General features: G+C 74.3%; 24 protein-coding genes and 1 other RNA gene. 13 read left to right on the top strand and 12 right to left on the bottom strand.

The window, feature by feature from the left end:
• Positions 1-492 precede the first annotated feature (492 nt).
• From AB0P03_RS11065 to AB0P03_RS11055, 3 genes are read left to right on the top strand one after another with little or no spacing between them, the layout of a single operon-like run.
• The gene (locus AB0P03_RS11065; RefSeq protein WP_350885034.1) at positions 493-1,329 is read left to right on the top strand and encodes a Nif3-like dinuclear metal center hexameric protein; all 837 of its coding nucleotides are present in this window, start codon (positions 493-495) and stop codon (positions 1,327-1,329) included.
• Between the two features lie 23 nt (positions 1,330-1,352).
• The gene (locus tag AB0P03_RS11060) at positions 1,353-2,096 is read left to right on the top strand and encodes a C4-type zinc ribbon domain-containing protein (RefSeq protein WP_363580833.1); all 744 of its coding nucleotides are present in this window, start codon (positions 1,353-1,355) and stop codon (positions 2,094-2,096) included.
• 4 nt (positions 2,097-2,100) lie between these two features.
• Positions 2,101-3,237: a bifunctional RNase H/acid phosphatase gene (locus tag AB0P03_RS11055; RefSeq protein ID WP_063347373.1), complete on the top strand. Its 1,137-nt coding sequence runs from the start codon at positions 2,101-2,103 to the stop codon at positions 3,235-3,237.
• A 53-nt stretch (positions 3,238-3,290) separates the two neighbouring features.
• Here AB0P03_RS11055 and yaaA read toward each other — a convergent pair whose 3' ends face one another.
• Together yaaA and AB0P03_RS11045 are read right to left on the bottom strand one after the other, a co-directional pair.
• Positions 3,291-4,076, bottom strand: coding sequence for a peroxide stress protein YaaA (yaaA, locus tag AB0P03_RS11050; protein WP_363628563.1), 786 nt, complete (start codon positions 4,074-4,076; stop codon positions 3,291-3,293).
• An 85-nt stretch (positions 4,077-4,161) separates the two neighbouring features.
• Positions 4,162-4,602, bottom strand: coding sequence for a DUF3995 domain-containing protein (locus AB0P03_RS11045; RefSeq protein ID WP_363580839.1), 441 nt, complete (start codon positions 4,600-4,602; stop codon positions 4,162-4,164).
• A gap of 57 nt (positions 4,603-4,659) precedes the next feature.
• On the opposite strand from AB0P03_RS11045, the gene AB0P03_RS11040 reads away from it, so the two are divergent.
• The 4 genes from AB0P03_RS11040 (at position 4,660) to rnpB (ending at position 8,461) form a co-directional block, all read left to right on the top strand.
• A complete protein-coding gene (locus AB0P03_RS11040; protein ID WP_363628561.1) occupies positions 4,660-4,917 on the top strand; it encodes a Fic family protein in 258 nt (85 codons plus the stop codon).
• Positions 4,918-5,004: 87 nt separating this feature from the next.
• Positions 5,005-6,462, top strand: coding sequence for an RNB domain-containing ribonuclease (locus AB0P03_RS11035; RefSeq protein WP_363628560.1), 1,458 nt, complete (start codon positions 5,005-5,007; stop codon positions 6,460-6,462).
• Between the two features lie 101 nt (positions 6,463-6,563).
• Positions 6,564-8,051, top strand: coding sequence for an MFS transporter (locus AB0P03_RS11030; protein ID WP_363580845.1), 1,488 nt, complete (start codon positions 6,564-6,566; stop codon positions 8,049-8,051).
• Positions 8,052-8,064: 13 nt separating this feature from the next.
• Positions 8,065-8,461, top strand: an RNA gene (gene rnpB / locus AB0P03_RS11025) — RNase P RNA component class A.
• A gap of 137 nt (positions 8,462-8,598) precedes the next feature.
• On the opposite strand, the gene AB0P03_RS11020 is transcribed toward rnpB, so the two are convergent.
• The gene (locus AB0P03_RS11020; protein WP_063347367.1) at positions 8,599-8,856 is read right to left on the bottom strand and encodes a hypothetical protein; all 258 of its coding nucleotides are present in this window, start codon (positions 8,854-8,856) and stop codon (positions 8,599-8,601) included.
• A 95-nt stretch (positions 8,857-8,951) separates the two neighbouring features.
• Positions 8,952-9,350: an ACT domain-containing protein gene (locus AB0P03_RS11015; RefSeq protein ID WP_363628558.1), complete on the bottom strand. Its 399-nt coding sequence runs from the start codon at positions 9,348-9,350 to the stop codon at positions 8,952-8,954.
• A 187-nt stretch (positions 9,351-9,537) separates the two neighbouring features.
• Between AB0P03_RS11015 and AB0P03_RS11010 the strand changes: the two genes are divergently transcribed.
• The gene (locus AB0P03_RS11010) at positions 9,538-10,194 is read left to right on the top strand and encodes a PadR family transcriptional regulator (RefSeq protein ID WP_363628556.1); all 657 of its coding nucleotides are present in this window, start codon (positions 9,538-9,540) and stop codon (positions 10,192-10,194) included.
• A 36-nt stretch (positions 10,195-10,230) separates the two neighbouring features.
• Here the strand turns inward: AB0P03_RS11010 and AB0P03_RS11005 are convergent, their stop codons facing one another.
• Positions 10,231-10,428, bottom strand: a complete 198-nt coding sequence (locus AB0P03_RS11005; protein ID WP_363628554.1) for a hypothetical protein — start codon at positions 10,426-10,428, stop codon at positions 10,231-10,233.
• Positions 10,429-10,480: 52 nt separating this feature from the next.
• The gene (locus AB0P03_RS11000; RefSeq protein ID WP_063347363.1) at positions 10,481-10,711 is read right to left on the bottom strand and encodes a hypothetical protein; all 231 of its coding nucleotides are present in this window, start codon (positions 10,709-10,711) and stop codon (positions 10,481-10,483) included.
• A gap of 413 nt (positions 10,712-11,124) precedes the next feature.
• Here AB0P03_RS11000 and AB0P03_RS10995 point away from each other — a divergent pair, with 413 nt between their 5' ends.
• Positions 11,125-11,826 carry a bifunctional DNA primase/polymerase gene (locus tag AB0P03_RS10995; RefSeq protein WP_363580851.1) on the top strand — a complete coding sequence of 234 codons (702 nt, stop codon included), beginning with the start codon at positions 11,125-11,127 and terminating at the stop codon, positions 11,824-11,826.
• 19 nt (positions 11,827-11,845) lie between these two features.
• On the opposite strand, the gene map is transcribed toward AB0P03_RS10995, so the two are convergent.
• Positions 11,846-12,691 carry a type I methionyl aminopeptidase gene (map, locus tag AB0P03_RS10990; protein ID WP_363622337.1) on the bottom strand — a complete coding sequence of 282 codons (846 nt, stop codon included), beginning with the start codon at positions 12,689-12,691 and terminating at the stop codon, positions 11,846-11,848.
• Between the two features lie 104 nt (positions 12,692-12,795).
• Here map and AB0P03_RS10985 point away from each other — a divergent pair, with 104 nt between their 5' ends.
• The gene (locus AB0P03_RS10985) at positions 12,796-13,029 is read left to right on the top strand and encodes a hypothetical protein (RefSeq protein ID WP_363580853.1); all 234 of its coding nucleotides are present in this window, start codon (positions 12,796-12,798) and stop codon (positions 13,027-13,029) included.
• A gap of 67 nt (positions 13,030-13,096) precedes the next feature.
• Here AB0P03_RS10985 and AB0P03_RS10980 read toward each other — a convergent pair whose 3' ends face one another.
• Together AB0P03_RS10980 and AB0P03_RS10975 are read right to left on the bottom strand one after the other, a co-directional pair.
• Complete coding sequence (locus tag AB0P03_RS10980; RefSeq protein WP_363580855.1) at positions 13,097-14,464, bottom strand: MFS transporter; 1,368 nt, start codon at positions 14,462-14,464, stop codon at positions 13,097-13,099.
• A 107-nt stretch (positions 14,465-14,571) separates the two neighbouring features.
• Positions 14,572-15,177 (bottom strand): hypothetical protein, encoded by a 606-nt coding sequence (locus tag AB0P03_RS10975; protein ID WP_363628552.1) that lies wholly within the window; start codon positions 15,175-15,177, stop codon positions 14,572-14,574.
• Between the two features lie 47 nt (positions 15,178-15,224).
• On the opposite strand from AB0P03_RS10975, the gene npdG reads away from it, so the two are divergent.
• Entirely contained in the window at positions 15,225-15,917 is a 693-nt protein-coding gene (gene npdG / locus AB0P03_RS10970; protein WP_363628550.1) for an NADPH-dependent F420 reductase, read from the top strand.
• A gap of 114 nt (positions 15,918-16,031) precedes the next feature.
• Positions 16,032-16,232: a hypothetical protein gene (locus AB0P03_RS10965; RefSeq protein WP_363372195.1), complete on the top strand. Its 201-nt coding sequence runs from the start codon at positions 16,032-16,034 to the stop codon at positions 16,230-16,232.
• A gap of 4 nt (positions 16,233-16,236) precedes the next feature.
• On the opposite strand, the gene AB0P03_RS10960 is transcribed toward AB0P03_RS10965, so the two are convergent.
• Positions 16,237-17,052, bottom strand: a complete 816-nt coding sequence (locus AB0P03_RS10960; RefSeq protein ID WP_363628548.1) for a site-2 protease family protein — start codon at positions 17,050-17,052, stop codon at positions 16,237-16,239.
• Positions 17,053-17,233: 181 nt separating this feature from the next.
• On the opposite strand from AB0P03_RS10960, the gene AB0P03_RS10955 reads away from it, so the two are divergent.
• Complete coding sequence (locus AB0P03_RS10955) at positions 17,234-20,623, top strand: BTAD domain-containing putative transcriptional regulator (protein WP_363628546.1); 3,390 nt, start codon at positions 17,234-17,236, stop codon at positions 20,621-20,623.
• Between the two features lie 108 nt (positions 20,624-20,731).
• Here the strand turns inward: AB0P03_RS10955 and AB0P03_RS10950 are convergent, their stop codons facing one another.
• Positions 20,732-21,544, bottom strand: a complete 813-nt coding sequence (locus AB0P03_RS10950) for an ABC transporter permease (RefSeq protein WP_363622325.1) — start codon at positions 21,542-21,544, stop codon at positions 20,732-20,734.
• A complete protein-coding gene (locus tag AB0P03_RS10945) occupies positions 21,541-22,563 on the bottom strand; it encodes an ATP-binding cassette domain-containing protein (protein WP_363580866.1) in 1,023 nt (340 codons plus the stop codon). The genes AB0P03_RS10950 and AB0P03_RS10945 overlap by 4 nt, the downstream gene beginning before the upstream one ends.
• Positions 22,564-22,616 lie beyond the last annotated feature (53 nt).

Genomic DNA, 22,616 nt, shown 5'->3' with positions numbered 1-22,616 from the left:
CCGCCCCGGTGCGGCGCACCGCCCTGGTACGGCGGTGCCGCGCCTGGGGCAGGAGCCCCGGCCGCGCCCGCCCCGGGCCCGGTCTCGCCAGGGCCCGTGTCCGGCGGAGCGCCTTCCCGACCCCCGGTCGGGGCAACTGTCGGGGCAACTCCCGTTCGCAGGACTGAAGTTACTTTCGAGGCGGGAGTGGCTCAACGTAGAGCCGGTCACTTCACTCGTAAGGGTGATCAGGAGGCGGTTTCGAATTCGTGCGAGGGCTCCCGTGTGAGCAGTGGGCGCCGGGCGCACGGGCGCGTGCGACCGGCGCCGGCCCCTCCCGGGCGCCCCCGCCGCAGGTTGACGCGCGTCCGTACGCCATCGGCACCCGTGTCCGAGCCGCGCCGCCACCTCGCCGCCGCCGCACACCCGCCGCCATCCCCGCAGCACCGCCGCCGTCCAGGTCGCCGAACGGCCGAGGCCCGACCGCCCCCGCGCGCACGGTAGTCTCGACAGGTGCCGAAACTGTCCGACGTCATCACCGCGCTCGAAGAGGTCTACCCGCCGCAGTGGGCGGAGGCCTGGGACGCCGTCGGCCTGGTCTGCGGAGACCCCCAGGCCGAGGTCGGCCGCGTGCTGTTCGCCGTCGACCCCGTGCAGGCGGTCGTCGACGAGGCCGTCGAGTGGGGCGCCGACCTGGTGGTCACCCACCACCCCCTCTATCTGCGCGGCACCACCAGCGTCGCCGCGACCACCTTCAAGGGCCGGGTGGTGCACACGCTGATCAGCAACGGCATCGCCCTGCACGTCGCGCACACCAACGCTGATCACGCCGACCCCGGCGTCTCGGACGCGCTCGCCGAGGCCGTGGGCCTGCGGGTGACCGGCCCGCTGGTGCCGGACCCGACCGACCCGCTGGGCCGTCGCGGCACCGGCCGGATCGGCCTGCTGGAGCCCCCGCTGCCCCTGTCGGCCTTCGCCGCGCAGGTGGCCGAGGGCCTGCCGGCCACCGCCACGGGCGTCCGGGTCTCCGGCGACCCGGACCGGCTGGTGAGCCGGGTCGCGGTGTGCGGCGGCTCGGGCGACAGCTTCTTCGCCGAGGTGCGGGCGGCCGGGGTGGACGCCTACCTCACCGCCGACCTGCGCCACCACCCCGCGTCCGAGGCCGCCGAGGCGGCGCCGGTCGCCCTGGTCGACGCCGCGCACTGGGCCACCGAGTGGCCCTGGCTCGCCCTGGCCGAGCGGGCCCTGCACGCCGCCGCCGACCAGCGCGGCTGGGCCGTGGAGACCAAGGTCTCCCACCGGGTCACCGACCCGTGGACCGCGCACGCCCCCATGTCCTTCACCGCCTGACCCGATTCACAGGAGCCTTCCCCTTGAACGCCGCGCCCGCCGACCAGATCCGCCTGCTCGACCTCCAGGCCTTCGACTCGAAGCTCGACCAGCTGGCCCACCGGCGCCGGAGCCTGCCCGAGCACGCCGAGATCGAGAAGGCCTCCGCCGACCACACCGCGCTCAAGGACCTGGTGGTCGCCGCCGAGGCCCAGCAGGGCGACACCACGCGCGAGCTGACCAAGGCCGAGCAGGACGTGGAGCAGGTCCGCGCCCGGGCCGCCCGCAACCAGCAGCGCCTGGACTCCGGCGCGATCACCTCGCCGAAGGACCTGGAGAACCTCCAGCACGAGATCGGTTCGCTGGCCAAGCGCCAGGGCGACCTGGAGGAGATCGTGCTGGAGGTCATGGAGCGGCTGGAGAGCGCCCAGACCCGGGTCACCGAGCTGACCGCGCGCCTCCAGCACTCCACCGTCGTCCTCACCGAGGCCGAGACCCGCCGGGACGCCGCCTTCGCCGAGATCGACACCGAGGCCGACAAGGTCAAGCGGGACCGCGAGACCGTCGCCGCCGTCGTCCCCGCCGACCTGCTGAAGGTCTACACCAAGCTGCGCCAGACGCAGGGCGGCGTCGGCGCGGCCCGCCTCTACCAGCGCCGCTGCGAGGGCTGCCGCACCGAGTTCTCCATCACCGAGTTCAACGCCATCAAGGCCGAGCCGGCCGACAAGGTGGTCCGCTGCGAGAACTGCTCGCGGATCCTGGTCCGCACCGCCGATTCGGGCGCCTGACCCGGTGGCGGCTCGCTTCATCGTCGAGGCGGACGGCGGGTCCCGGGGCAACCCGGGGCCGGCCGGCTACGGCGCGGTGGTCCGGGACGGCGACACCGGGCAGATCATCGCCGAGGCCGCCGAGTTCATCGGCCACGCCACCAACAACGTGGCCGAGTACAAGGGCCTGATCGCCGGCCTCAAGGCGGCCCGGGAGCTCGACCCGGACGCCTCGGTGGACGTCCGGATGGACTCCAAGCTGGTCGTCGAGCAGATGTCCGGGCGCTGGAAGATCAAGCACCCCGACATGCAGCCGCTCGCCGCCGAGGCCCGCACGATCCTCCCGCGCGCCCGGGTGACGTACACCTGGATCCCGCGCGAGCGGAACAAGGACGCCGACCGGCTCGCCAACGAGGCGATGGACGCGGGCAAGGCCGGCCGCCAGTGGGAGCCCCGGCCGCGGGCCGCCGCGGTGGTGGACGAGCCGCCGCTGGAGACCGCCGCCCCCAAGGCCGGCTGGGCCGCCCCCGCCGACCTCGGCACCCCGACCACCTTCGTCCTGCTCCGCCACGGCGAGACCGCGCTGACCCCGCAGAAGCGCTTCTCCGGCAGCGGCGGCAGCGACCCGGAACTGTCCGACAAGGGCCGCTGGCAGGCCGCGCGGGCCGCCGAGGAACTGGCCGCCCGCGGCAGCATCCAGGCCGTGGTGGCCTCGCCGATGCGCCGCACCCGGGAGACCGCCGAGATCGTCGCCGCCCGGCTCGGCCTGGAGGTCCGGTACGAGGACGGGCTGCGCGAGGTCGACTTCGGCGACTGGGAGGGCCTGACCTTCGCCGAGGTGCAGGAGCGCCACCCGGAGGACCTGGCGGCCTGGCTCGGCTCGGCGAAGGCCAAGCCCACCGGCAGCACGGAGAGCTTCACCACGCTCACCCACCGGGCCGGCGTCGCCCGGGACAAGATCATCGCCCGGCACCCCGGCAGGACGGTGCTGGTGGTCTCCCACGTCAGCCCGATCAAGACGCTGGTCCGGCTGGCGCTCGGCGCCCCGCCGGACGCGCTGTACCGGATGGAGCTGTCCGCCGCCTCGTTCTGCGCCGTCCAGTACTACGCGGACGGCAACGCCTCGCTGCGGCTGCTCAACGACACCTCGCACCTGCGCTGAACGCCCGGGGCTGAACGCCCGGCTCCGGGGGGGGCGCCCCCCCGGAGCCGGGCTCAGTGCACCTCGGTGACCACCACGTCCAGCTGCCACGGCTTGCGCGCCGTGCCTTCGGCGGCGAGCTCCACCCGGTGCCCCAGGCCCCGCAGCGCGTCCAGCAGCTCGCCCGGCGTCTTCGGCTCGATCCCCGCGACCAGCAGGTCCCGCACCAGGCGCCCCTTGGTCGCCTTGTTGAAGTGGCTGACGACCGTGCGCTTGCCGTTGCGCTCCTGGAGCACCCGGACGGTCGCCGTCCGGGAGGCCACCTCGCCGGCCGGCTTCCACGCCGCCGCGTACGCCGAACTGCGCAGGTCCAGCACCAGCCCGTCCGCCACCTCCGGCAGCACGGACGCCATCGCGCCCCGCCAGTACGCGCCGAGCGCCCCCGGGCCGGGCAGTTTCACGCCCATCGAGCAGCGGTAGGGCGGAATCCGGTCGGAGATCCGCACGGCTCCCCACAGACCGGAGAAGACCAGCAGCGACCGCTCGGCCCGGCCGTACGCGGCCGCGTCCAGCGTGGCCAGACCCAGGTTGTCGAACAGCACCCCGGTGTACACCTCGCCCGCCGGACGGGCACCCGCCGCCGGCAGCCCGGCATTGCGGGCGATCTCGCCGCGCAGCCCGGGGCTGAGCCCCAGCACCTCCGCGGCGGTGTCCTCGTCACCCCGGCAGAGACCGACCAGTGCGTCCAGCACCTCGCCGCGCGCGGCCGTCAGCCCGGGCAGCGACAGCCGGTCGAGCGCCACCGGCACCCCGTCCCCGGACGCGGCCTTGCCCTCCGAAGGCGGCAACAGCACCAGCACAGCGGACTCCTCAACACTCTGTGGCGGATGAACCCCGCCACCCTACGCAAAACCGGTCCGCCCCGGGCGGCCCGTCCGGCCGCGGCTACTCGGCGCCACCGGCCCCCGCGACCACGGCCGCCCCGGCCGCGAGCGCCAGGCAGAGCGGCGAGTAGTACCGGGTGTCCAGCCGCTTGAACCGCTCCGACCGCTCGACGACCCTCCCGAACAGCACCAGGCCGCCGGCGCCGCGCGCCAGCATCACCCCGGCCACCGCCCGCACCCCGGCCCGCCGCAGCCGCCGCGGCCCCACCGCCGGCAGCACCCCGGCCTCCGCCCCCACCAGGTACGCGGCCGTCCCGAGCAGCCCCGCCACCGCGACGCAGGCCGCCGGGGACGGCGCTCCGTCGCCCGCGCCGACCACGGTGTCCGCGAACTCCTCCGGCGTCCGCAGCGGCCACGGCGTCACCGCCCACACCGCGTGCAGCGCCCCCGTCGCCGCCAACACCCCGGACACCGCCGCCCCGGTCGCCTTCACCACACCCATCGCCCGAACCCCCTTCGTGAACGACCACTCGACCCCACCCTACGAGCGCTCACACCCGTGCCCCACCCCGCCCGCGCCCGGTGGACCAAGGCCGCCGCCCTCGGCCAGAGCCTGTCCCGCAACCACCCGCTGATCGACCGGAACAAGCGCACCGCCTTCGAGGCGATGCTGCTGTTCCTGGACTACAACGGCGAGCCGTACACCGACCCGCACCCGGACGACGCGGTGGCCTTCATGCTCCGGCTGGCCACCGGCGGCTACGACGACGCCGTCGTGCTCGCGGGCAAGGACCTGAAGTCGCTGCTGGGGCGCTGAGCCCGGCAGCAGCAACGGCACCGGCCGCCCGGCGCGTCCGGCGGGGTGATCCGTCCGGAATCACCCGATTCGCCCTACGCTGCCTGCATGCCTCGCCGAAAACTGCGCGTCAAGGCCGCCGACTCCGCCCGGATCAACACCGAACTGACCGAACTCCGCGCCCGCCTGGAGATCCACACCGAGTGGCCGGAGCCGGTGCTGGCCGAGGCGGAGGAGGCGGCCGAGCGCCCCCGGCTGCCCGAGCACGACGCCACCGACCTGCCGCTGTTCACCGTCGACCCGCCCGGCTCGCGCGACCTCGACCAGGCCATGCACCTGCTCCACCGCCCCGGCGGCGGCTACCGGGTGTACTACGCCATCGCGGACGTCGCCGCCTTCGTCCGCCCGGGCGGCGCCATCGACGCCGAGGCCCGCCGCCGGGTCGAGACCCTGTACTTCCCGGACCACCGCGTCCCGCTGCACCCCACCCGGATCTCCGAGGACGCCGCCAGCCTGCTGCCCGGCGAGCCCCGGCCCGCCCTGCTCTGGCAGCTGGACCTGGACGCCGACGGCGCCGTGGTGCTCGCAGACCTGCGCCGCGCCCTGGTCCGCTCGCACCGCCGCCTCGACTACGAGGCCGTCCAGCGCGCGGTGGACCTCGGCGGCGCCGACGAACAGCTCGCCCTGCTCGCCACCGTCGGCCGGCTGCGCGAGGAGCAGGAGCGCGCGCGGGGCGGGACCAGCCTCCCGGTGCCCGAGCAGGAGGTCGAGGAGACCCTGCACGGCTACGTCCTCGGCTACCGCGCGCCCGGCCCCGCCGACGGCTGGAACGCGCAGATCTCGCTGCTCACCGGCCTGGCCGCGGCCGACCTGATGCTCGACGCGGGCGTCGGCCTGCTGCGCACCCTGCCCGCCGCGCCCGCCGCCGCGTACGAGCGGCTGCGCCGGATCGCCTCCGCGCTGGACGTGGACTGGCCGCGGACGCTCCCGTACCCGGAGCTGATCCGCTCCCTGGACCCGGACGCGCCGATGGACGCCGCCTTCCTCAACGCGTGCACCGGCCTGCTGCGCGGCGCCGGCTACCACGCCTTCGACGAGTCCCGGGGCCTGCCCGCCCCGGCCGACCCGGGCCACGCTGCGCTCGCCGCGCCGTACGCGCACTGCACCGCGCCGCTGCGCCGGCTCGGGGACCGCTTCGCGCAGGAGGTGTGCGCGGCGGTGGCGGCGGGGGAGGAGGTGCCGGACTGGGCGCGCGAGGCGCTGCCCGCTGTGCCGGGCCTGATGGCGAGCGGGGACCGCCGCGCGGCCGAGGTCGAGCGGGCCTGCGTGGACCTGGTGGAGGCGGAGCTGCTGGCCGGCCGGGAGGGCGAGGACTTCACCGCCGTGGTGATCGACGTGGACGAGCGGCGGCCCGCGGCCGGCACCGTGCAGCTGCGCCGGCCCGCCGTCCGGGCCCGCTGCGACGGCGCCGATCCCGGGGTGGTGCTGCCGCTCGGCGGGCTGATCCGGGTCCGGCTGACGCAGGCCGACCCGGTCACCCGCACCGTCCGCTTCGCCGCCGTCTGACCCCCGGGCTTCCACGCGCCCCCGGCGCTCCCCCCGGCGCCGCCACCCGGACGGTCCGTCACATGGCCCCCGGGCACCGTCCAGGTGGGAGGATCGGTCCCGTGCCCGAAGCCCAACCCTCCGGCGCCCCGGGGCGCCGCCGCCGACTGCTCGTCCTGGCGATCTGCTGCCTGAGCCTGTTCATCGTCGGCCTGGACAACACCGTGGTGAACATCGCCCTGCCGGCGATCCAGCGGGACCTGGACGCTCCGGCGTCCGGGCTGCAGTGGATCATCGACGCCTACACCCTGGTCCTGGCCTCGCTGCTGATGCTGTTCGGCTCGGTGGCCGACCGCTTCGGCCGCCGCCGGGTGTTCCAGACCGGGCTGCTGTGCTTCGCGCTCGGCTCGCTGCTGTGCAGTCTGGCGCCGAGCCTGGAGTGGCTGGTGGCGTTCCGGGCGTTGCAGGCGGTCGGCGGTTCGATGCTGAACCCGGTGGCGATGTCGATCATCACCAACACCTTCACCGACCCGAAGGAGCGGGCCCGGGCGATCGGCGTCTGGGGCGGCGTGGTCGGCATCTCGATGGCGCTCGGCCCGCTGCTGGGCGGCTTCCTGGTGGAGGGCGCGGGCTGGCCGTCGATCTTCCTGATCAACGTTCCGGTCGCCGTGGTCGCGATGCTCCTGACCGCCCGTTACGTCCCGGAGTCGCGCTCGCCCCGGCCGCGCCGGCTGGACCCGGTCGGGCAGCTGCTGATGATCGTCCTGCTGGGGTGCGGCACCGCGGCCATCATCGAGGGCCCGGGCAGCGGCTGGACGTCCCCGCTGATCCTCGGCCTGGTGGCCGTCGCCGTGGCCGCGCTGGTCGCCTTCCCGCTGTGGGAGCGGAGGGTGGCCGAACCGCTGGTGGACCCGCGGTTCTTCGCCAGCGCGCCGTTCACCGGCGCCACCGTCACCGCGGTCTGCGCCTTCTCGGCCCTGGGCGGCTTCCTCTTCCTCAACACGCTCTACCTGCAGAACGTCCGGCACTACGACCCGTTCGAGGCGGGCCTGTGGACGCTGCCGATGGCCGCGATGATGCTGGTCTGCGCGCCGCTGTCCGGCCGGATCGTCGGCAGCCGGGGCCCGCGCGGGCCGCTGGTCGCGGCCGGGCTGGGCCTGGTCGCGAGCGGGCTGCTGCTGACCAGGCTGGCCGCCGACTCCCCGGCGGCGCTGCTGCTGGCGGCGTACGCGCTGTTCGGCTTCGGCTTCGGCATGGTCAACGCGCCGATCACCAACGCGGCCGTCTCCGGCATGCCGCGCGCCCAGGCGGGGGTGGCCGCGGCGGTCGCCTCGACGAGCCGCCAGATCGGCCAGTCGCTGGGGGTGGCGGTGATCGGCACGGTCGTCACCTCGGCCGTGGTCGGCCCGGTGGCGACGGGCTTCGCCCCGGCCAGCCACGCCGGCTGGTGGATCCTGGTGGGCCTGGGCGGCGCGATCCTCCTCCTCGGCCTGGCCACCACCACCCCGTGGGCGACCGCGACCGCCGTCCGGGTGGCCGCCCGCCTCGGCGGCGAGCCGCCCGCGGTCCGCTCCGGTGTGCGGGAGGCCCCACCCGAGCGGCTACGATGACCACTACGGCGGAAGAGCCGGCCGGGCGGTCGCGACGGGTCCCTGACCCGCCGAGGAACGTCCGGGCTCCACAGAGCAGGGTGGTGGGTAACGCCCACCCGGGGTGACCCGCGGGACAGTGCCACAGAAAACAGACCGCCCACCGCTTCGGCGGCGGGTAAGGGTGAAACGGTGGTGTAAGAGACCACCAGCGACCGGGGTGACTCGGCCGGCTCGGTAAACCCCACCTGGAGCAAGGTCAAGATCGGTGCCCTCGGGCGCCGTGCGCGGATGACCGAGGGCTGCTCGCCCGAGTCCGCGGGTAGACCGCACGAGGCTGTCGGCAACGGCAGTCCTAGATGGATGGCCGCCTCCCCGGGCCGCGCGAGCACCCCGGGAGACAGAACCCGGCGTACAGGCCGACTCTTCCGCCGCCCCAGCTCGACTGAGGCCCCCTGATCTGCGAAAACGCAGGTCAGGGGGCCTTTTTCGTGAGGCCGCCCCAGTCGTGCGAGCACCTGGGGAGACGGAACCGGGGGTACCGGCCGACTGTTCCGCTCGCCCGCCGTTACGCGGGGCGGGCGCCGACGGCGTCGCGGATCTGGTCGCCGAGACCGCCGTTGACGCGGGCGCAGTTGGCGCAGCAGAAGAAGCGGCCGGCCACTTCGACGCCGTGGCCGACGATGCGGACCTGGCACTGCTCGCAGCGCGGCGCGAGCTTCTCCATCGCGCACTCGAAGCTGTCGAAGGTGTAGGTGTCGCCGGTGATGGTCTTGATCTCGAAGGCGAGCCAGTAGTCGTTGCCGCAGGTGACGCAGGTGGCCATGGCGGCCGTCTCCTTCCGGTGGGGGCCGGCCGGGTGGCCGGGCAGCCGTTCCCAGTGTCGGAGGGCCCTGCGGGGGCGGCCACTCGACGGCGTCGTCAGGCGGGCCGGGCGGCCAGTTCCTCCAGGGCCCGGACGGCGCGGTCGGCATCGTCGGCGGTGACGAACAGGTGGTCGTGGTGGAAGCCGGCCACCACGTTGCAGCTGATCCCCTCCTCGGCGAGGCGCCCGGCGACGGCCGCGGTGAGGCTGACGGCCTCCAGGGCGGAGTGGATCTGCAGGGTGATCCAGGCCGCCACGTACTCGTAGCGCAGCCCGAGCGCGTCGGCCTCCTCCTGGGTGACGACGACCGTGACCCCTTCGGGTTCGGCGACGGTCACCGCCGGCCGCATGCCCGCGGGCACCTTGGCGGGCAGCGTGCAGTAGACGTACCGCCCCGGGTTGAGCAGCGGGCGCATCCCGTGCAGCAGCTTCGCGAGGTCTCGTTCACCGGCCATGCCCGTCACCGTAGCGGGCGGACGGGGCCTGGGCGGCGGGGTTGGGTGCCGATGCGCCGTTCGTGTCGGAATCCGTTGACGAGCGACAGTCGCCGATATATCGTCGAGCTATCGAGACAGTAACTCGACTGGCTCGGTGAACGAGGAGGTGAGCGCCATGCGCTCAGGAAACCGAGGAAATCCGGGAATGCGGTTCAGCGGCGAGGGTCCGCGCGGGGGCTGGCGCCGCGGGCCGGGGCCGGACTTCGAAGGGCGGGAGTTCGAGGGCCGGGAGGCCTTCGGCGGCTTCGGCCCGCCGCCGTTCGGCGGCGGTGGGCCCGGGCGGCCGATGGGCGGCCCGTTCGGGCACGGCTTCGGCGGGTACGGCGGGCGCCGGGGCGGCCCGCACGGGCGCCGCGGCGGCCGGGCGCGGCGCGGGGACGTCAGGGCCTCGCTGCTGGCGCTGCTCAAGGAGCGGCCGATGCACGGCTACGAGATGATCGCCGAGATCTCCGAGCGGACGGGTGGGGCCTGGCGGCCGAGCCCGGGCTCGATCTACCCCAACCTCCAACTGCTGGAGGAGGAGGGCCTGATCACCGCGGAGGAGGTCGGCGGCAAGCGGCTGGTATCGCTCACCGAGGCGGGCCGGGCCGAGGCCGAGGCGGGGCCCGCCGAGCCGTGGGCGGAGGCCGGCCGGGAGGTCGACTGGGAGGCCGTCCAGGAGGTCGGCCAGGCGCTGGCCGCGGTCGACCAGGCGATCCGCCAGGTGATGGCGACGGGCACCGAGGCGCAGCGGGCCAAGGGCCTGGTGGTGCTCACCGAGGCGCGCAAGAAGCTGTACCTGATCCTCGCCGACGAGGACTGACCGCCGTGGGGGGCTGGGCACAGGCGGTGCGGCTGTTCAGGGGTGGACCGTGAACAGGGCCATGCAGGCGAGCAGCAGCACCGCCCAGCCGAACCAGAGCCAGCCGTTCGGGCCGATCACCACGGTGTAGACGCACACCGCCACCAGCAGCGCCCCGGTGACGCCGGCGACCTGCCGGTTGTGGTGCGCGACCGCCTGGGGGCGGCTGCGGGGGTGCCGTGCCGTTCTCGCCATGCCGTCCTCCCGGGGAGGCTGGGGGCGGCGGCCGGTGCGGGCGGCGCGGCCGTCAGCCGGACGCGCGGGCGGTGGCCGCCTCGTCGAACTCGTAGCGCCAGTGCCAGCTGATGCCCCGCACCTGCTTGGACCGGACGTACACCAGTGTGCGCGCGGGGGAGTCGCCGTGCGCGGGGACCGGCACCTTGTAGGTCTTCGGCACGCCGAACATCGGCCCCAGCGGGATGGGGAGGATGCGGCCGTCCAGGGGGCCGCCGACGAATTCGGTGTCCGCGCTCTTCACCCCACCAGGGTCTCACCTCCGCACGGGTGACCGGCGCACCCGCCCGAGCCCTCCGGCCGGGTGCGGGGAGTGTGACCGGAGAGGCACCGCCCCCGGTCATCCGGAGGCCCCGCGCACCCTTATCCTTCCTGTTACGCCCCCGGGGTTCACCCGGGTCAGCGGGCCCCGTACGGGCCGGGCGGGGCGCGGATCCGCGCGCCCTCCGGCCGACCTGGCGCGGACAGCGTGCTGCCGCGACTGCGTACCGTGACCCGGGCGTCGGCCCTCCGGTGACCCCGGTTCCCGGTCGGCAGGGCGTGGACAGCAGGGCCGAGCACCGTCCCGGGAAGCAGCGGGGGGCGCTGTGCGTTGCGTCGGAGTGGTACGTCGAACGCTGTGCCGCACCAGGTACGGCAGTGCGCGGAAGGGGCCCGATGGAAGCCGGCGGCAGGTGGACGACCTGGTGGCAGAAGCGTGAGCGTCAGCGGGCCAGGTCGGGTGAGGTGGACGGCCCCGCCGCCCGGCTCGATCAGCTGCTCGGCGCGGTGCGCGCCGGATTCCCGCTCGCGCCGGCCGCGCATCCGGCCGGCTACCGCTGCTCCTGCGACCGGGTGGCCTGTCCGGCGCCCGCCCAGCACCCGGTCTCCTTCGCCTGGCAGACCCAGGCCACGACCGACCCCGAGCAGCTCGCCCGCTGGCTCGCCCGCGATCCGCAGACCAACTTCATCACCGCCACCGGCCGCGCCCACGACGTCCTGGACGTCCCGGTCGAGGCCGGCCGGCTGGCTCTGGAGCGGCTGACCGAGCGGGGCGTCGAGGGCCCGGTCGCCGCCGTCGGCGAGGACCGCTACCTGTTCTTCACCGCCACCCGGGGCACCCCGCAGGACGAGGACGAGTGGTGGCCGAGCGTCCTCGACTCCACCCCGGACACCATGTCCGAGCACCCCGGCCTGCGCTGGCACTGCCGCGGCTCGTACACCCTGCTGCCGCCGGCCGCGCTGCCGGACGGCTCGCAGGTGCGGTGGCTGCGCGGGCCCGAGCAGCCGCTGCCGGACCCGCTGCGCGTCCTGGACGTGCTCACCGACGCCTGCACCGAGGTGGGCGCCGTCGCCGAGGAGCAGTGGCTCATCGGCTGAACCGGCGCCCGGCCGGGGGTCACGGCAGGGTGAGGACCTCCGCGCCGTCCGCCGTGACCACCAGGGTGTGCTCGAACTGGGCGGTGCGCTTGCGGTCCTTGGTGACGACCGTCCAGCCGTCCGGCCAGATCTCGTAGTCGTAGGTGCCCAGGGTGAGCATCGGCTCGATGGTGAAGGTCATCCCCGGCTTGATCACCTCGGTGGCCCGCTCGCTGTCGTAGTGCGGGATGATCAGGCCGGAGTGGAACGACGTGTTGATGCCGTGCCCGGTGAAGTCCCGCACCACGCCGTAGTCGAAGCGCTTGGCGTAGGACTCGATGACCCGCCCGATCACGTTGATCTGACGGCCGGGCTTGACGGCCTTGATCGCCCGGTTGAGGGATTCGCGGGTCCGCTCGACCAGCAGCCGGGACTCCTCGTCGACGTCGCCGACCAGGTAGGTGGCGTTGAGGTCGCCGTGCACTCCGTGGATGTACGCGGTGGCGTCGATGTTGACGATGTCGCCGTCCTGGAGCACGGTCGAGTCCGGGATGCCGTGGCAGATCACCTCGTTGATCGAGGTGCAGACCGACTTGGGGAAGCCGCGGTAGCCGAGGTCGGACGGGTACGCGTCGTGGTCGCACATGTAGGTGTGGGCGACGGCGTCCAGCGCGTCGGTGGTGACGCCGGGGGCGATCAGCTTGGCGGCCTCCGCCATCGCCCGGGCGGCGATCCGGCTCGCGATCCGCATCTTCTCGATCGTCTCGGCGGTCTGCACCTCGGGCCCGGTGTACGGCGTCGGGGCGGGCCGCCCGACGTACTCGGGGCGCGCGATGTGCGCCGGGACCTTGCGGGTGGGGGACTGGATGCCGGGTACGAGAGCCATGGCCGCGAGTCTATCGGCCGCCCCCGGCGCGCCCGGGCGGTGTGCGCGGCGGCCCCGGCCGGGGAATGATCGGTACGACCCCATCGCTTCGACGGGAGGGCACCATGCCCCTGGGATTCCACCGCAAGCCGACCGGCAAGCCCGGCGAGTGGTTCTACTGCATCAAGCACGGCAAGGTCGAGGAGGGGCCGGAGTGCCCCGCCAAGGACCGCCTCGGCCCGTACGACAGCCCGGAGGAGGCCTCGCACGCCCTGCAACTCGCCGACGAGCGCAACCGGGAGTGGCGGCAGGGGGACGAGCGCTGGAACGACACGCCGAAGGACGGCGGCGGCGAGTAGCGGCCGGGGCGGCGTCCGGCGGACGGCTTCTGCCGTCAAGCCGTCGCCGCCGGCCGGCCGGCCGCCGTCAGTCCGTCGCCGCGGCGGCCTCCCGCTCCCGCTGCTGCTCCCGCTCGCGCTCCGCGCGCTCGTGCCCGGCGCGGACGGCGGCGGTGTGCGGGTCGGTGCGGTCGTCGTAGGCGAGCAGCTTGGGCAGCGCGGCGGCCACCGCGAGGACGGCGACGACGCAGATCAGGCCGCCGCTCCAGACGGCGGCGCGGACGCCGACCAGCCCGGCCATGGTGCCGGCCCGGACCTGGCCGAGCTGGGGGCCGACGGAGTAGCTGAGCAGTTCGACGCCGGCCATCCGGCCGCGCACCTCGTCCGGGATGGACTGGTTCCACATGGTCGAGCGGGCCAGCCCGCTGATCTCGTCGGCGCCGCCGGCCAGCGCCAGGCCGAGCAGCACCAGCCAGATGCTCCCGGACAGGCCGGCCAGGGCCATGGCCGCGCCCCAGCCGACGGCGGCGACCACCAGCAGCCGGCCGTGCCGGTGGATCCGGGACGTCCAGCCGCTGGTCGCCCCGACCAGCAGGGCGCCGGCCGCGGAGGCCGCGTACATCGGGCCGAGCGCCCAGTCCGCGCCCAACTCGGAGGCCAGGAAGGGGAAGACGGCCACCGGGAAGGCGAACAGCATCGCGCAGAGGTCGATCGTGTAGGTGCCGAGCAGGTCCTTGCGGCTCCACGCGTACCGGACGCCGGTGAGCACCGCCCGCACCGACGGCCGCTCGGCGCCGGTGGCCGGCGGCACCGCCCGGATCCGGACGAGCAGCAGCAGCGATGCGGCGAAGGTGAGCACGTCCAGCGCGTACGCCGTCCCCACCCCGGAGAACGCCACCACGACGCCGGCCAGCGCCGGACCGGCCACCGAAGCGGCGTTGCGGTACAGGGAGTTGAGCGCGAACGCGGCGGTCAGGTGCTGGTGCGGGACGATCCGCGGGGTGAGCGAGTCCAGGGCCGGGCGCTGCAACCCGTCGCAGGCCGCGACCAGCGCGGCGACCAGGTAGATCGGCCAGAGCAGCGGGGACGGCAGCAGCGCGTTGAGCAGCAGCAGGCCGGCGAGCAGGCCCAGCCCGGCCTCGGCCCGCAGCACCAGCTTCCGGCGGTCCAGGGCGTCGGCGAGGGCGCCGCCCCACAGGCCGAAGACGATCAGCGGGACGAGCTCGAAGGCGCCGATCAGGCCGACCGCGAAGGAGGAGCCGGTCAGCTCCTTGATCTGCATCGGCACGGCGACGTAGGTCAGGTAGCTGCCGAAGCTGGTGACGCAGCCGGAGAGCCAGAGGAAGCGGAAGTCGCGGGAGGCGCGCCAGGGCGAGAGGTCGGGCGCGAGCGAGCGCAGCAGCGTGCGCAACCGTCCGGAGGTGCCGGGGGGATGCGGGGGTTCGTCGTCGTTCACGAACCAGCATCCTCGAACGCGGGCCGCCGGGTTCGCAAAGGGTTTTTCAGCCCGACACACGACCGTCAGCCCGACACCTCGCTGACAACGGCCGGGTCGGGCCCGGGCTACCAGCGGCTGATCGCGGGCGGTGCGGTCAGCCGGCCGGCGAGTTCGGCGAGCCGGTCCAGCGCGGCGCGGCGGGCCGGGGGCCGCCCGGCGGCGGCGCTGACCAGGTGCTGGGCGAGGTCGAAGGGCTCCTCGTCGGCGGTGCCGACGGCGAGCCGCTCGTGCGCGAGCCCGCCGAGGTCGCCCGGCTCGGCGGGGGCGGCGCCGTCCAGCGCGAGCACGGTCGCGCCGTGCCGGCGGGCGTCCTGCACCCGTTCCAGCAGCGGCGCGCCGGCCGTCTCCGGCGCCACCACCAGGACGGTGGCGCCGCGCCCGGCCCCGGTGAGCCGACTCAGGCCGTGCGCGAGGTGCGCCGGGGCGCCGACCGGCGGAGCGTGCCGCAGCAGGGTGGGCGCCAGTCGGGGGACGGCCGACCAGGCGGCCTCGTCGGCCAGGTGCGCGGCCAGATGCCAGGGCTCGTACGCCTCGGTGCCGATCAGCAGCAGTCCGCCGGCCCCGCGCCGCGACACCGAGCGCCGCAGCGACCCGGCGAAGCCGCCGACCGCCTCCAGCCAGCCGGTGCCCGCCAGGTGCTGCCGGAGTGCCGAAACTCTCACCGCGTCCATGCGGCCCAGAATGTCGCGTCCGGCCGGGGGTTTGACAGGATCGGCCCATGACTTCCCTCGATTCAGCGACAAACCCGGCCCACGAACTGCCGGACGTCTCACAGCTGGTGGTCGGTGTCCTCGGCGGCACCGGCGACCAGGGGCGCGGCCTGGCCCTGCGACTGGCCAAGGCCGGCCAGCAGGTGATCATCGGCTCGCGCGACGCGGCCCGGGCCGAGGCCTCCGCCGCCGAGCTGGGCCTCGGCGTGCGTGGCGCCGACAACGCCACCACCGCCCGGGAGAGCGACGTGGTGATCGTCGCGGTGCCCTGGGACGGGCACGCCTCGACCCTGACCGCGCTGCGCGAGGAACTGGCCGGCAAGATCGTGGTCGACTGCGTCAACCCGCTCGGCTTCGACAAGCAGGGTGCGTACGCGCTGAAGCCGGAGGAGGGCAGCGCCGCCCAGCAGGCCGCCGCGCTGCTGCCGGACTCCCGGGTCACCGCCGCCTTCCACCACCTCTCGGCGGTGCTGCTCCAGGACGAGTCGGTGGAGCAGATCGACACCGACGTCATGGTGCTCGGCGAGGAGCGGGCCGCCACCGACATCGTGCAGGCGCTGGCCGGCCGGATCCCCGGCATGCGGGGGATCTTCGCGGGCCGGCTGCGCAACGCGCACCAGGTGGAGTCGCTGGTGGCCAACCTGATCTCGGTCAACCGCCGCTACAAGGCCCACGCGGGCCTGCGGGTGACGGACGTCTGAGATCCGGTGGAGCCGTGTCGGCCTCACCCCTGGACCAGCTCCGGAGGTGAGGTCGGCGACAATGGGTGCGGCCGCAACCCGGCCGACCGCACCCGGCCCTAGGAGCCTCCCGCCATGCCCCGCACGTCCCTCTTCGCCCTGATCGTCGTCGTCCTCGCGCTGGCGGCCGCCGTGGTCTCGCTGACCCAGGGCTTCTGGCTGGGCCTGATCTGGCTCCCGATGGCCGGTGTGGCGAGCAACGTGCTCTGGATGAACCGCCGCCGCGCGAAGATCGCCGAGGCCACGGCCGCCGCCGCGGCAGCCGAGCAGGGCTAGTCGGCTAGTTCTTCCAGAAGCTGAACAGGTACCGGCCGAGCGTCGCGTAGTCCTGGTCCACGCCGAACAGGCTCATCAGGTCGTGGATGACCCCGAAGAAGAACGAGTTCACCGAGGGCTGCCACAGCAGCGCGAACACGGCCAGCAGCCCGTACGGCGCGAACGGCTCGACCGCGCGCCGGGTCTTGTACGACAGCCAGGGCTCGACGATCCCGTAGCCGTCCAGCCCGGGCACCGGCAGCAGGTTCAGCAGGGCGGCGCTGAGCTGGAGCAGGCCGAGGAAGCCGAGCGCGCCCGCGAACGGCGAGACGTTCAGCTCGTAGCCGTTCCAGACCGCGTGCACCGTCGGGTCGTCCAGCCAGCCGGCGCCGATCGGGATCAGCAGCAGGGCCGCGCACGCCACGTTCACCAGCGGCCCGGCCGCCGAGATCAGGCTGTGCTTGAGCCGGCCCCGGATCCGGTCCCGCTCGATCCAGACCGAGCCGCCGGGCAGGCCGATGCCGCCCAGGATCACGAACACGATCGGCAGCACGAAGCTGAGCAGCACGTTGGTGTACTTCAGCGGGTTGAGCGTGAGGTAGCCCTTGGCGCCGACGCTGATGTCGCCACCGTGCAGGGCGGTGCGCGCGTGCGCGTACTCGTGCAGGCACAGCGAGACCATCCAGCCCGCCACCACGAACAGGAACACCCCGAACGCGGCGTTCCCGTAGCCCGAGTACACCGCCCAGCCGGAGGTGGCGAGGACGGCGAGGAGCACCCAGAACACCGGGCTGATCCGGCGGTCCTCGCTGCGTGAGCGCTGCGTGGCGGCGAAGGTCATGGTGTGGGTGCTCCGGGTGTCCGAGGAAAAGCGGGCAGGGGATCGATCATGCCGGGCGGGCCGGTGACCGGACAAGCCGTCCCGGGTGAACGTCCGAGGGCCCCGTCCGGGTTCCGCCGCCGGTGAGGGGCCCCTGGACAATTGTGCGCCCCGATCGCCGCCCATCGACCAGAATGGACCGGTGTACTACGGCATCCTCGGGACCACGACGGCCCACCACGACGACGGCACCCCGGTGCCGCTAGGCGGCGCCCGGCTGCGGGCACTGCTCACCGCGCTCGCCCTCCGGCAGGGCCGTCCGGTGCCCGCCGACCTGCTGGTGGACGAGGTGTGGGAGGCCGAGCCGCCCCAGGACTCCTCCGCCGCGCTCCAGACCCTGGTCGGCCGGCTGCGCCGGACCGTCGGCCGGGACGAGATCGGCTCCGGCCCGGCCGGGTACTGGCTGACCGACCCGGCCACCGACCTCGCCGAGTTCCAGCGGCTCGGCGCCGAAGGCCGCCGCGCCCTCGACACCGGGGACCACGCGCTCGCCGCCGAGCGGCTGCGCGCCGCCCTGGCGCTGTGGCGCGGCCCCGCCCTGGCCGACCTGCCGGACCGCGGCGGCCCGGCCGCCCGGCTGGAGACCCAGCGCGAGGAGGCCCGCCGCCACCGGATCACCGCCGAGCTCGGGCTCGGCCGGGCCGCCGAACTGGTCGCCGAGCTCACCGAGCTCTGCGAACGGCAGCCGCTGGACGAGCCGTTGCAGCAGCTGATGATCCGGGCGCTGCACGAGAGCGGTCGCACCGCCGAGGCGCTGCGCCACTACGAGCGGACCAGGCGCGCCCTCGCCGAGGAGCTCGGCGTCGACCCGGGGCGCCAACTCCAGTCCCTGTACGCCACGTTGCTGACCCCGGCCGAGGTCGAACCGGCGCCCGCCGCCGCGCCGACCACGCCCGCTCCGGAGTCCATACCGACCCCGCCGACCCCGCCGGCCGCCGGGCGGTCCGGGGCGCCCCAACCCCCGCGCGTCGGCGGCAACCTGCGCGGCCGGCTGACCAGCTTCGTCGGCCGGGAGAGCGATCTCGCCGCACTGCGCGGGACGTTGACGGAGCGCCGGATGGTCACCCTGACCGGCCCCGGCGGCTCCGGCAAGACCAGGCTCTCGATCGAGGCCGGCCGCGCCGAGCAGTCCGCCGGGCACTGGCCGGACGGCGTCTGGGTGGCCGAACTCGCCCCGCTGGAGACCCCGGACGCGGTGCCCGCCGCCGTGGTCTCCGCGCTCGGCCTGCGCGAGATCGTGCTGCACAGCGGCGGCATGGTCGCCGAGGTGATCGAGAAGCGCGCCGAGGACCCGGTGCGCCGGCTGGTCGAACACTGCGGCCACCGCCGGATGCTGCTCGTCCTGGACAACTGCGAGCACCTGATCCAGGCCGCCGCCGACCTCGCCGACATCCTGCTCACCGAGTGCCCCGAGCTGACCGTGCTCGCCACCAGCCGGGAGCCGCTCGGCGTGCCCGGCGAGACCGTGCTGCCGGTCGAGCCGCTGCCCGACCCGGTGGCGCTGCGCCTGCTCACCGAGCGCGCCACCGCCGCCCGACCCGGCTTCGACCCGGACACCGACCCGGCGGCCTGCGCCGAGATCTGCCGCCGCCTGGACGGCCTGCCGCTGGCCATCGAACTCGCCGCCGCCCGGCTGCGGGTGATGACGGCACGCCAGATCGCCGACCGCCTGGACGGCCGGTTCGCCCTGCTCACCGCGGGCAGCCGCACCCTGCTGCCGCGTCAGCAGACCCTGCGCGCGGTGGTCGACTGGAGCTGGGACCTGCTGGGCAAGCGCGAACGGGCGGTGCTGCGCCGGCTCTCGGTGTTCGCCGGCGGCTGGCAGCTGGAGGACGCCGAGGCGATCTGCGCGGACGGCGTCGAGGTGGTCGGCGGGGAGGTCGCCGACCTGCTGCTGTCGCTGGTCGACAAGTCCCTGCTGGTAGCCGACCTGGACGACGGCAGCCTGCCGCGCTACCGGATGCTGGAGACCATCCACGAGTACGCGACCGAGCGCCTCGCCGAGTCCGAGGAGGAGCGCGACGCGACCGGGGCCCGCCACCTGACGCACTTCCGTACCATCGCCGCCACCGCCTTCCTGAACATCCACGGCCCCCAGCAGCTGCACTGGCTGACGGTGCTGGAGCGCGAGCTGGACAACATCCGGGCCGCGCTGAGGCGCGCCATCGACCTCGGGGACGAGGAGCAGTCGCTGGTCCTCACCCTCGGCATGAGCTGGTACTGGTCGCTGCGCGGCTACAGCATGGAGGCCCGCGGCTGGTACGACGCCGTCGCGGCGCTCGGGCCGGATCCGTTCGGCCCGAAGCCGCCCGTACCGCTGGAGCGGGACGTGCTCTCCTACGGCCTGCCGATGCCCGAAGGGGTCGTCGAGGAGGCCCGACGACTGCTCGCGATGTACCGGCTGATGGGCATGTTCGAGGGGAACCTGGACGTGCTCGGCAACCCGGTGGCGATCGCCGTCGCGGAGCAGCTGCTGGAGGTCTACACCCCGGAGCTGCCGCAGGCCTACCGGTTCCCGGGCCTGATGCGGGTGTTCGGGGCGTTCCTGGCCGGCCGGCTGGAAATGATGAGGAGCCTGCTGGACGACGCCGTCCGCGGCTGCGAGGAGCACGGCGGGCCGAACGACCTCGCGTTCATCCTGCAGCTCCGGGCCAAGATGCTGAACGACTGGCCGGGCGGGGCCGACCAGGGAATCCTGGACGGCCAGCGCTCCCTGGAACTGTTCGAGCAGGCCGGCAACCTCTGGGGGGTCTCCCAGGCCCTGTCCGCCCAGGGCGAGTCGCTGGCCAACCGGGGCGATCCGGAGGCGGCCGCCGTCGCGTACGAGCGGGCGATCGAGCTGGCCGAGGAGCTGGGGACGCCGCACGAGGTGCCGATGCTGCGGGTGAACCTCGGCTCCGCCCTGCTGGAGCAGGACATGGAGCGCGGCGAGCGGATCATCCGGGAGACGCTGGCCGGGCTGGATCACCACAGCGCGGACCACTCCTCCACCGGCGCGCTGCTGTTCGGCGGCCTCACACTCTGCGGCGTCCACATGCTGCGCGGTGAGTACGCGCAGGCGCTGGCCGAGCTGGACCGGATGGAGGCGACCAGCGTCGGCAGCTTCGCCCCGGGGATCGTGACCGGGATGCTGACCACCACCCGGGGCTGGATCACCGCCCGGGCGGGCCGGCCGGACGAGGGGCTCGCGATGCTGCGCGAGGGGCGGACGCTGCTGCGCGAGACGTCGCGCACGAGCGGCTTCGGCGAGCAGATGACGGTCATGGTGGTCCCCGCGGTGGTGGGGGTGCTGCGCGCCTTCGCCGAGCGCGACGGCGACCTGGAGCGGGCCCGGCAGGCCACCGTGCTGCACGGCGCGCACCACGTGCTGAACGGCCCGAAGGGCGGCTACCTGGACCGCGTCGAGCGCGGCCGGGCGGCGACCGACCTGCGGGCCCAGCTGGGCGACGCCGCGTTCGAGGCCGCCCACGCCGCCGGCGAGGGCCTGACCCCGGAACAGGTCCGGGAGCGGATGTACGAGTGGATCGGCTGACCGGCGTCCGTCCCTGGTCACCGGCCAGCCGTTCCGCCGGCCGGCCCCGTCCCCTGGTGCCGGCCGGTCGCCCCCCGGCCCTCCCCCGCGGAGGGCCGGCGGCCGTTCTCAGGTCCGCTTGCGGAAGCGGGCGACGGCGAGCGGCGCGAAGATCGCGGTGGTGGCCACCGACCAGATCAGCACGACCATCACCGGGTGGGCCAGCGGCCCCTGGCCGTTGAGCAGGGAGCGGGAGGCGTCGGCGAGCGCCGACAGCGGGTTGACCTTGGTGAAGGCCTGGAGCCAGCCCGGCATGGTGTCGGTCGGCGCGAAGATCGAGCTGCCGAACTGCATCGGCATCAGGACCAGCATGGCCACGCCCTGGACGGCCTGGGCGCTGCGCAGCGCCATGCCCAGCAGCATCGAGACCCAGACGATCGACATGCCGAACACCAGCGACAGGCCGACCGCGGCCACGACCTCCAGCGGACCGGTCTTCACCTCGAAGCCGATGCACATCGCGAAGCCGATCAGGATCACGAAGGAGAGCAGCGCCCGGCAGGTCTCGGCGGCCATCTTGGAGAGCAGGACGGAGGCCCGGCCGATCGGCAGGGTCCGGAAGCGGTCCATCACGCCGGTTTGGAAGTCGCTGTTCAGGCCGGTGCCGACGGCCATCGCGAGGGTGAGGCCGGTCTGCCCGAGCAGGCCGGGGATCATGTACTGCTTGTAGGAGTCCTGGTTGCCGGAGACGGCGCCGCCGAAGACGTAGACGAACAGCACCGTGAAGATGACCGGCATCAGCACGGCGTCGAACATCGACTCCGGGTCGGCCTTGATCCGCATCAGGTTGCGCCGGGTCAGTGCGCCGACGTGGCGGAAGGTGCCGGACAGGCCGATCCGGGGGTCCTCCACCCGGGCGGGGGCGACGGTGGCGGTGGTCATGCGACGGGCTCCTTGGCGAGGCTGGGGGCGGCGTCCGCGGTGTCGGCGGGCTTGCCGGTGATGGCGAGGAAGACCTCGTCGAGGCTGGGTACCTTGGTGTCGATGCCGGCTATCGCGAAGCCGCGGCCGCCGAGCACCCCGATGACGGCGGTCAGCTGCTCGTCGTTGGTGATCGGCACCGCGAGCAGCCCGGTGTCGGTGGAGACGGTGGCGCTGGTGATGCCGCGGTCGTGCAGGCAGCGGGCCATCTCGGGCAGCTCGGCCGGGTGGACGGCGCGGATCTGGAGGGTCTGGCCGCCGACCTTGGCCTTGAGCTCGGCCACGCCGCCGTTGGCGATCACCCGGCCGCGGTCGATGACGGTCAGCTCGTCGGCGAGCTGCTCCGCCTCCTCCATGTACTGGGTGGTGAGCAGCACGGTGCTGCCCTCGGCGACCATCCGCTGGACCTCGTCCCAGACCTCGTTGCGGGTGCGCGGGTCGAGGCCGGTGGTGGGTTCGTCCAGGTAGAGCACCTTGGGGCGGCCGATCATGCTGGCGGCCAGGTCGAGGCGGCGGCGCATGCCGCCGGAGTAGGTCTTGGCGGTCCGCTTGGCGGCCTCGGTGAGCGAGAAGCGCTCCAGCAGTTCGGCGGCCCGGGCCTTGGCCTCGCGGCTGGGGAGGTCGAGCAGCCGGCCGATCAGGTAGAGGTTCTCGTACCCGGAGAGGAGCTCGTCGACGGAGGCGTACTGCCCGGTGAGGCCGATGGTGCGGCGCAGCTGCTTGGGCTGGCGCAGGACGTCGTAGCCGCCGACGAACGCGGTGCCGGCGTCGGGCTTGATCAGGGTGGAGAGGACCCGGACCAGGGTGGTCTTGCCGGCGCCGTTGGGGCCGAGCACGCCGAGCACGGTGCCCTCGCGGACGGTGAGGTCGACCCCGTCGAGGGCCTTGGTGGTGCCGTAGTGCTTGACGATGCCGCGGACCTCGACGGCGTTGCCCGCGGCGGTCCCCCGGTCGTTCGGGGCGGTGGCGATTCGTGTCATGCCCCTAGGTTGTCCGGCCCGGCTGTCAGCGGGCTGTCATGAGAGGGGCGGGC

Origin of the sequence: Kitasatospora sp. NPDC088779 (assembly GCF_040685395.1) — a bacterium.
Classification (GTDB): Bacteria; Actinomycetota; Actinomycetes; order Streptomycetales; family Streptomycetaceae; genus Kitasatospora.
The sequence above is the reverse complement of the archived record's forward strand: the minus strand, read 5'-3'. Positions and strand labels throughout refer to the sequence as shown.

What these genes read in the sequence shown, in the direction of transcription:
- AB0P03_RS11045 (WP_363580839.1), bottom strand. Translation starts at nt 4,602, where the DNA reads ATGGGTGTGGTGAAGGCGACCGGGGCGGCGGTGTCCGGGGTGTTGGCG.
- AB0P03_RS11035 (WP_363628560.1), top strand. Translation starts at nt 5,005, where the DNA reads ATGCCTCGCCGAAAACTGCGCGTCAAGGCCGCCGACTCCGCCCGGATC.
- AB0P03_RS11020 (WP_063347367.1), bottom strand. Translation starts at nt 8,856, where the DNA reads ATGGCCACCTGCGTCACCTGCGGCAACGACTACTGGCTCGCCTTCGAG.
- AB0P03_RS11015 (WP_363628558.1), bottom strand. Translation starts at nt 9,350, where the DNA reads ATGGCCGGTGAACGAGACCTCGCGAAGCTGCTGCACGGGATGCGCCCG.
- AB0P03_RS11010 (WP_363628556.1), top strand. Translation starts at nt 9,538, where the DNA reads ATGCGGTTCAGCGGCGAGGGTCCGCGCGGGGGCTGGCGCCGCGGGCCG.
- AB0P03_RS11005 (WP_363628554.1), bottom strand. Translation starts at nt 10,428, where the DNA reads ATGGCGAGAACGGCACGGCACCCCCGCAGCCGCCCCCAGGCGGTCGCG.
- AB0P03_RS10995 (WP_363580851.1), top strand. Translation starts at nt 11,125, where the DNA reads ATGGAAGCCGGCGGCAGGTGGACGACCTGGTGGCAGAAGCGTGAGCGT.
- map (WP_363622337.1), bottom strand. Translation starts at nt 12,691, where the DNA reads ATGGCTCTCGTACCCGGCATCCAGTCCCCCACCCGCAAGGTCCCGGCG.
- AB0P03_RS10985 (WP_363580853.1), top strand. Translation starts at nt 12,796, where the DNA reads ATGCCCCTGGGATTCCACCGCAAGCCGACCGGCAAGCCCGGCGAGTGG.
- AB0P03_RS10975 (WP_363628552.1), bottom strand. Translation starts at nt 15,177, where the DNA reads ATGGACGCGGTGAGAGTTTCGGCACTCCGGCAGCACCTGGCGGGCACC.
- npdG (WP_363628550.1), top strand. Translation starts at nt 15,225, where the DNA reads ATGACTTCCCTCGATTCAGCGACAAACCCGGCCCACGAACTGCCGGAC.
- AB0P03_RS10965 (WP_363372195.1), top strand. Translation starts at nt 16,032, where the DNA reads ATGCCCCGCACGTCCCTCTTCGCCCTGATCGTCGTCGTCCTCGCGCTG.
- AB0P03_RS10960 (WP_363628548.1), bottom strand. Translation starts at nt 17,052, where the DNA reads ATGACCTTCGCCGCCACGCAGCGCTCACGCAGCGAGGACCGCCGGATC.
- AB0P03_RS10950 (WP_363622325.1), bottom strand. Translation starts at nt 21,544, where the DNA reads ATGACCACCGCCACCGTCGCCCCCGCCCGGGTGGAGGACCCCCGGATC.
- AB0P03_RS10945 (WP_363580866.1), bottom strand. Translation starts at nt 22,563, where the DNA reads ATGACACGAATCGCCACCGCCCCGAACGACCGGGGGACCGCCGCGGGC.